6 protein-coding genes are annotated in these 7,416 nt (G+C 57.3%); 2 read left to right on the plus strand and 4 right to left on the minus strand.

Going from position 1 to position 7,416, the window contains the following annotated elements; translation table 11 throughout:
• From ABJK70_RS17410 to ABJK70_RS17425, 4 genes are all read right to left on the minus strand, one after another.
• On the minus strand, window positions 1-306 hold a 306-nt coding region (locus ABJK70_RS17410; RefSeq protein WP_347258598.1), incomplete at its 3' end, for a hypothetical protein.
• 60 nt (window positions 307-366) lie between these two features.
• Window positions 367-1,602: an inositol-3-phosphate synthase gene (locus ABJK70_RS17415; protein WP_347258599.1), complete on the minus strand. Its 1,236-nt coding sequence runs from the start codon at window positions 1,600-1,602 to the stop codon at window positions 367-369.
• A gap of 574 nt (window positions 1,603-2,176) precedes the next feature.
• Entirely contained in the window at window positions 2,177-3,595 is a 1,419-nt protein-coding gene (locus ABJK70_RS17420; protein ID WP_086135345.1) for a sigma-54 dependent transcriptional regulator, read from the minus strand.
• Window positions 3,592-5,016 carry an ATP-binding protein gene (locus tag ABJK70_RS17425; RefSeq protein ID WP_347258600.1) on the minus strand — a complete coding sequence of 475 codons (1,425 nt, stop codon included), beginning with the start codon at window positions 5,014-5,016 and terminating at the stop codon, window positions 3,592-3,594. Before ABJK70_RS17425 ends, ABJK70_RS17420 begins: the two co-directional genes overlap by 4 nt.
• 284 nt (window positions 5,017-5,300) lie before the next feature.
• Between ABJK70_RS17425 and ABJK70_RS17430 the strand changes: the two genes are divergently transcribed.
• Together ABJK70_RS17430 and ABJK70_RS17435 are read left to right on the plus strand one after the other, a co-directional pair.
• Window positions 5,301-7,016 carry a thrombospondin type 3 repeat-containing protein gene (locus ABJK70_RS17430; protein WP_347258601.1) on the plus strand — a complete coding sequence of 572 codons (1,716 nt, stop codon included), beginning with the start codon at window positions 5,301-5,303 and terminating at the stop codon, window positions 7,014-7,016.
• A gap of 80 nt (window positions 7,017-7,096) precedes the next feature.
• On the plus strand, window positions 7,097-7,416 hold a 320-nt coding region (locus ABJK70_RS17435), incomplete at its 3' end, for a hypothetical protein (RefSeq protein ID WP_347258602.1).

Here is a 7,416-nt window from a genome sequence, read left to right on the forward strand (position 1 = left end):
GGCTTGGATCAGTCCGATGGCCAGGCCGAGCCGAATGACCAGCGGCAGGGCCAGGGTGACCGAAACCACGAGCCAAAACGCAAAGACGCTAATGGCGGCTCCGGAACTCCAGACGAAAATGGCCAGGAGCGGGCTAGAACAAACCGACGATTTGACAGGGTAGAGAATATAGCCGACCGCCGTGCCGACTATCGCATACAGAAATAGCGCATGCGTGGAAGAACCCGATTCGCCGCCACGCCAAAAATCGAGCGTCATCAGCAGCGAGATCCCGATTCCCAGCAGATACGGCGGGATCATGGCCACCAGTGGATTTCCGCGCCACATAGCCGGCTATCATCCTTCGTGCTGTTAGCCGTGAATTCCCTAAGTCGCTGCCCTTAATCCGGCGAGGTTCTTACCGCCTGACTTGGCTGCAATTTTGGACCGATGGCGCTCGACGTACTCGAGCAACAGCCCGAACTGGGCGGATAACGACTGCTCGGCCACGCCGATCGGATTCTTGAAGAAACTGGCGAGGTGTGGCGTCGGTCCGGACTCTCCTTGACAGCCGGCGAAATGGATCAGACGGATCAGATCCAGTACCAAGGGAGCGGCCAGTATGGAATCGCAGCCTTGCCAGGTGAACTGCATCGTCATGGGCACATCCATGAATCCCTGAAAGTGGATCAAGTCCCACGCCGTTTTCCAATCGCCCAAGGAAGGCACGAAATTGATGGAAACTCCCGCTTGAACCGGATAACCGAGTATTCTCTCCAGAACGGCTTCCTTATTGCCGATTTTCGCTTTGCTGTTGTCGGGATCGTTCAGTGTCCGCCCGTCGTTATTGCCGAGCAGGTTATAGCCCTCCCAGCTCATGACGCGAAGGTTGCGGCAGGCGAACATCGGCGCCAGTGCCGTTTTCACCAGCGTTTCGCCGGTTTTGCCGTCGTTGCCGCAGTACGATACGCCTTTTACCTCGGCGAGCTGCTGCAGGGCCGCCACGTTCGCGCCCAGATTGGGGGTGAAGTTGACGTAAGAGCAGCCTTCGGAAAAGGCCGCGTAGACCCAGGCCATGCCCGGCGAAATCAAATCCTTTCTGTCCTCGTTCAGGAGTCTTTCGAAAGCGGTCAAATCCAGGTGATATTCAGATAGCGGCGGATTCGGCTCGGCCGATGTCAGATTGACCAGCACCACACGATCGAAACCGAATTTGTCGATGAAGCCGCGCAGATAGCCCCGCATCCGTTCAATCAGCGCATCGAGCGGCGGCAGACGGTCTGACGGACTCAATACGTTCCATTGCAGGGAGGAATCGATGACGACGTTACCGTTGATGCGTTGCAGATCGGCCTGAACCGCATCCAGAATTTCCCGCGAAAAGGTCCGCGACTCGCGGTAAATGCGGTCGGCGGACTCCGGCACGGAGCCCTCGGCAATGTCGTGCCCGCCGAATTCGAGATTCTCCAAGGCAACCAAATTCAGATCGGCGAAAGGCGTCAGGTCTGTGACGAGTCCGGCGCCGGAGACTAATCCCCGCCGTATCGCCGAACACCCCACGAACAGCGTGTTTGCGATGTCCCCCAAGGCACCGATTATGAAAACTCCAGTTTTCGAGACCATTTTTATGAAACCTTATTATCGTTTTGATCGAGGCACGATCCTTTTCAGGCGCGGACGACCGCTGCGGAAGCGAATAGGCCGCTCGATGCGTACCAGGCAAAAAGTCAGAGGGCTGACCAACAGAACTCACTGACCGTAGATCCAGCAGCCCCAGGTGTTTACCGGCTTTGAAACTCCGGCGAGCGTGCGGCTTGGATGTACGGACGCCGGACCTGCGCAGGTGTCTCTGTCGGAATTTGGACTCCGAGCCAGAACGCGCACGGCTCACCCGTTCCAGAAAGTAGCCGACCCAGGAGAGAGATTGAGTCGGCTTTCGTGAGAAGAGAGTTTTCGATTGATTTTAGAGCAAACTATAGACCAAGTTTTAAAGCTCACCGATTCAAGACTGAATCTGCCGTAAATTCCGACACTTAGATCACCTGGTTTTCTTGGGCACGCTGACGACGGGTCGTTGGCGTGTCGGTTTTTTGTACAGACGCCCTTTTTCGGTCTTTACTCAAAACCGCTTGTAAAGCCGGTACAGCTGCGGAATTCGAATCCGAGAAGGAAACAAGTACCGCTGTACAATTTTGCATCAGGAGGGGAAATATTTTTTTCTCAAGGTCGTGCGGTGCAGGCCCAAAAGTTCAGAAGCGGCTACCTGATTTCCTTTCGTGATTTGCAGAGCCTCGTCGATAATCGCGCGTTCGACCGCTTCGACCACTGTATAAAAAACCCCCAAAGTCGAATCTTTGGGTCCATCGACGTTAATGGCGTCGCGCAGCGCGCGCCGGGCGGCATCCAGTAAATCGTCCAAATCCGTGGAATCCAGGGAATGGCCGTCCGTGCGAGCCTTCGGTTTTATACCGAGTTCGTGCAGGCTTAACGAATTGCCCCGGCAGAGCAACACCGCACGCTTGATCGTATGTTCCAGCTCCCTGACATTTCCCGGCCAGTCGTGGGCTTGAATGGCTTTCATGGCGTCGGCCTCTATACCCGTGATTTGCCGGCCGAGTTCGTTGTTTGCCTGTCCAAGAAAATGCCGAGCCAGTAACGCGATATCTTCGCGGCGCGTTCGTAACGGCGGGATTTCGACCGTAATCAGTTTGAGCCGAAAATAGAGATCTTCGCGAAACCGCCCCGCGGCCGTTTCGACATCCAGATTCCGGTTGGTGGCGGCGATAAGTCTGGCTTTAAATGGAATCGACGCGACGCTGCCGACACGCTCGAAGTTTCGCTCCTGTAAAACCCTTAATAGCTTGCCCTGCAATTGAAGGGGAAGTTCTCCGATTTCGTCGAGAAACAGCGTACCCTCGCCGGCCGCTTCGAATCGACCGATGCGTCTCGCCTCCGCTCCGGTAAACGCGCCGCGTTCATGGCCGAACAATTCGCTTTCCACGATGTTCTCGGGCAAGGCGGCGCAATTGACCGCGACGAAGGGATGCTCGCGCCTAGGGCTATTGAAATGAATGCCGCGCGCGACCAATTCCTTGCCCACGCCGCTTTCTCCGGTTACCAGAATCGTGAGATCGTTGGTGGTCAGCAGGGACATCAGCTTGAAAATTTCCTGCATCGCTTTGCTCTGACCGATCATGACACCTTTGCCATTCGTATCCAGGCTAGCCTCAGCCGGGATTCCGGCGGCAGATTCGGCACGGCTCGACAGGGCACGCTGCAGCAACGTTCGAATCTGCGACAGTTCCAGAGGTTTTCCGAGATAATCGAACGCGCCGAGCCGCATCGCCTCCATTGCGCTTTGCATGGTTCCGTAAGCCGTCATGACGATGACCGGCAGTTGCGGATCGCGTGCGCGGATTTGAGCGAGGGCATCCAGACCGCTCAAATCCGGCATGTTGACATCGAGAAAAACGGCCGCCGGTTTCTCCCTCTCGACCAGCTCCAACGCTTCCCGTCCCCCGGAAGCGATGAGCGGCTCATAACCGTCCCGCTTCAGCAGCTGACTGAATGCCAGGCAGATGGCGCGTTCGTCGTCGGCGATCAGAATCTTGGTCATCTGATCGACTCAATCGGCAACAAAACGGCGAAACGCGCACCGCCCAAATCGCTTCGCGATATCTCTATAGTGCCCCCATGGAGCTCGACGAGCTCTTTGGAAATGGGCAACCCTAGCCCGAAGCCACCTTTTTTGTCGGTATGCAGCGGCGTGAAAATCAAGTCCATCCGCGATGGATCGATCCCCGAACCCGAATCCTCGACCGTTAACGAGACATGATCGCTTCCCGTCCGGCACGTTCCGATTCGGATCAGCCCGCCCGTCGTCATTGCTTCGGCGGCATTGACGAGCAGATTCAGCAACACCTGCTTGATGCGGTCGGCATCCAGGCGAACCTGCGGCAGCGAAGAGTCGAGCCGGCATTCGAGAGAAATGGCCCGGTGTTGCAGTTGCGGACCGAACAGGCGCCTTACGTCGTCGACCAGATCGTTCAGGTCGATCTCGACCGGATCGAGACTCCGGGACCGCCCGAAGTCTAGGGCACTGGAGATCACCAATTCCAGACGACGGATCTCGTCGAGCGCTTGTCGTATCGGCTCTGCTTGAGCTTTATCGACATTCTCCTGCATCAGTTGCAGTTGCAATTTGATTGCCGTGAGCGGATTTCTCACCTCGTGGGCAATACGGGCGGACATTTCGCCCAGGGCTTCCAGCCTGGTTCTTCGCGACAGGGCCTGTTCGAAAGATTGGAGTTTTTCCGCCATGGTGTTCAAAGCGCCCATCAATTCACCGATCTCATCGGATCGACGAGACTCGACGCGCACATCCCTGTCGCCTCCGGCGAGTCTTTCGGCCATGCGAGCGAGATCGCGCAGCGGATTGATGATGCCCGCCGCAATCCGCTGACCTGCCCACGCGATCAGCATGCCCCCCAGCAGCGTGGCTGCGCCGATCCAAACCGCCGCATTGCGGGTAGCCGACTGAACGTCGGCAAGCGATGACAGGACGGCCACCGCCCGATAGCGGGAGTCGCGCCCTGCCGGAACTAGCCTGAGAACCACACTGTAAAGACCGCTTGGCAATTGCATCGGCATCGGGCGTATACAGCCACTTTCCTGAGGACACTGCGCGAAGATTTTCGATATTTGGCGATGTGCTTCATCCCGGCCATTACCCCAGGTCGACATCGCGATATAGCCATCCCTTTGTATCAGCACGATTTCGGTCTCGAGCAATTGCCGAACCTTGAATACCAAATCGTCGGTCAGCGGAAGATTGCCCTTGGCCAAGACGGTCGCGACATTCGTAAGCTGTTCGTTGACACGCTCCTCCAGCGCTATGGAAAACATACGCGTCGTGAGCCACCAGGCGATAGCGGCTGTCACCAGCAAAACCACCGAAAAGGGAACCATCAGTTTCAGATAAATGCTGGGTGTCCAGTTCCGGAGCGCGTGCCGGCTCAAAAGGCTTGCTCTTGCCATGACCAATCGACTTTTGACGAATCGGAATGCTAGTGAAGCGGCAAGTCTACATCAACCTTTCGTGAAGGCCCGGATCACTGTCAGTTTTTTTTACAGCAGTTGGCTCGATCGTGAACACTTTTTCAAAGAAAGCAGCCACCCACTTGATTTTTAAGTCACCTTTCATTGTGGCTCGACTCTTGCTCGGAACCTCCTTGTTTCCGGAATCGCTTGGAGAGAGGGGATTCCCGGACATGGGCGCAGGGAAGCCTATCGAGACGAGTTTGAGAAGAGAGAGAAAACCAATGAAAAACTTACGATTGAAACCCGTGATACTGGGCACGGTGCTGAGCCTGGCCGGAACGGGCGCGCAAGCGGTCACGCCTTTCGAGCAGGATGTGGCCGTGGCGATCGACCGCGGCTTGGAATATTTAGCCAACGTAGGCGCCTACAACAACCCCAGCAGTGCCGGGGACGCAGCCGGTCTGACAGCGCTCGCATTGCTCGAGAAACGCGCTACCGGAAACCCTGCCGATCCGCCACAGGGCTATTCCGGCGCCAATGCAACCGACAAGGCCCGCATGCGCACAGTCGTCGCCTATATGCTGGATCGCGTCAACGAGACTTCGCTTTACCTGTATCGCGACGGCAGCTTCCTCATGGCACTGAGCGAATATCTGCGCTCCGGCGGACCGGACAAGGGCGACCCCAGCGCTCCGGAAATCCCCGATACCGCAGATTACGTGGATCTGATCACCGCCATCAACACGCTTTCCGACCGGATCGTCGCCGGACAGACTAAAGACAACACCCCTCCGGAAGATCCCCCGAGCACTTCGAACAACTACGGTTATTGGGGTTATACAGGTCCGGGTGCGGACTCCTCGACCACCCAGTTCGGCGTAGCCGGTCTCGCGGCGGCCAAGGCCGTGTACACGGATCCGGCCTTCGGCGATCCGGGCAATCGGCTCCCCGCGCTGACCGCCGCCTTGGAGCGCTCGAAGCTGGCTTACGCCGCCAACGGGTCTGCCGCCGGTTCCGACAACTTTGCTTGTGATTCGATCGATCCTACTGAGCGCGGTCACGGTTACCAGAGAACCGGTTATAACCCCAGCCTGCAGCAAACCGCCTCGGGCACCTGGGTACAGCTCCTGGGCGGAGCCAACGTCAACGACCCATCCGTTCAGGCTTATCTCCGCTGGCTTTACAACCACTATCGCTGGCAGGACCTGGACAGCATGGGCAATAGCTGGCCCGGCAGCTCTTACTGGTATTACCTGTGGAGTTCTTTCAAGGGCATGGAGTTCATGCGCCAGTCGGGCATAGCGCCGGCGCCGGGCAACCTGGGTCCGGACGATCTCGGCACCAAGGCGCCCGATGCGGCCTGTACCGTACGCCAGGTACACCAGGATCCGGATGCACTGCCCCGCGTGGCGAGCTTCGGTGCCGGCGGCGTAGGTTATTACGGCGCGGACCCGACGCAGACCCAGAACCAATATTTCGACTACGCCTACGAAATCCTCGAACACCAGTGTTGGGACGGCTCTGCGCCCATCAACGGCAACGACGGTAATTTCATTTGCAACAGCGCTCCAGGTTCTTGGAATAACTACTCCAAACAAGCGTACGCGCTCCTGGTGTTGCAGCGGGCCACCGGCGGCGCCTTTATCGACAGCGACGGCGATGGCGTGCCTGATAACACGGACAATTGCCGCGCGGTTGCCAATCCGGATCAGAAAGACAGCGACGGCGACGGCGTGGGCGACGCCTGCGACAACTGCCCGAACGCTGCCAATGCCGATCAGACGGATTCGGACGGCAACGGCAAAGGCGATGTCTGCGATTTCCTGCGCTGTGACGTGGAGCCGGACGGCGATGTCGACCGCGATGACATTAATGCCATTGCCGCGGCGCGGAACCAGCCTGCCTCAGGTCCGAACGACCCGCGCGATGCTGACGGCAACGGCTGGATTACCGTGCTGGATGCGCGTAAATGCGCCACTCAGATGACTGTTCAGTAAAGCCAAGAAATACCCGACGCACCTTGCGGGGTGCGTCGGACATAACTCGAATTGAGACTTAAGACGATGGGGAAAGTGATATGAATAAATTACTCAAGATATTGGGACTTGCCGTCCCGCTCAGTCTGCTGGCCGCCCAGCCGGCCTCGGCGATTTCTCTGGTGTTTAATCCAGTTTCCCAGGACGTGGCGCTCGGTGACCCGGCTAAGGTCGATGTCATAGTCACCGACCTTAGCGGTGAGTTCGTCGGCGCCTACGATTTCAACGTGCATTGGGACGCAACCATTCTGTCTCTTGCCGATGTCACGTTCGATATCTTTTTGGATGATCAAGCCCCTTCGAATGATCCCGATTCCGTTCAGAATTTTATTCCTGGTTCTGGTCAGGTGAATGTATGGGG

Origin of the sequence: Methylocaldum sp. (assembly GCF_039794385.1) — a bacterium.
In the GTDB taxonomy this organism is placed as follows: Bacteria; Pseudomonadota; Gammaproteobacteria; order Methylococcales; family Methylococcaceae; genus Methylocaldum.

Excerpts from the sequence above, each read along its gene's own strand:
- ABJK70_RS17415 (WP_347258599.1), bottom strand. The coding sequence starts at position 1,602 with ATGGTCTCGAAAACTGGAGTTTTCATAATCGGTGCCTTGGGGGACATC.
- ABJK70_RS17420 (WP_086135345.1), bottom strand. The coding sequence starts at position 3,595 with ATGACCAAGATTCTGATCGCCGACGACGAACGCGCCATCTGCCTGGCA.
- ABJK70_RS17425 (WP_347258600.1), bottom strand. The coding sequence starts at position 5,016 with ATGGCAAGAGCAAGCCTTTTGAGCCGGCACGCGCTCCGGAACTGGACA.
- ABJK70_RS17430 (WP_347258601.1), top strand. The coding sequence starts at position 5,301 with ATGAAAAACTTACGATTGAAACCCGTGATACTGGGCACGGTGCTGAGC.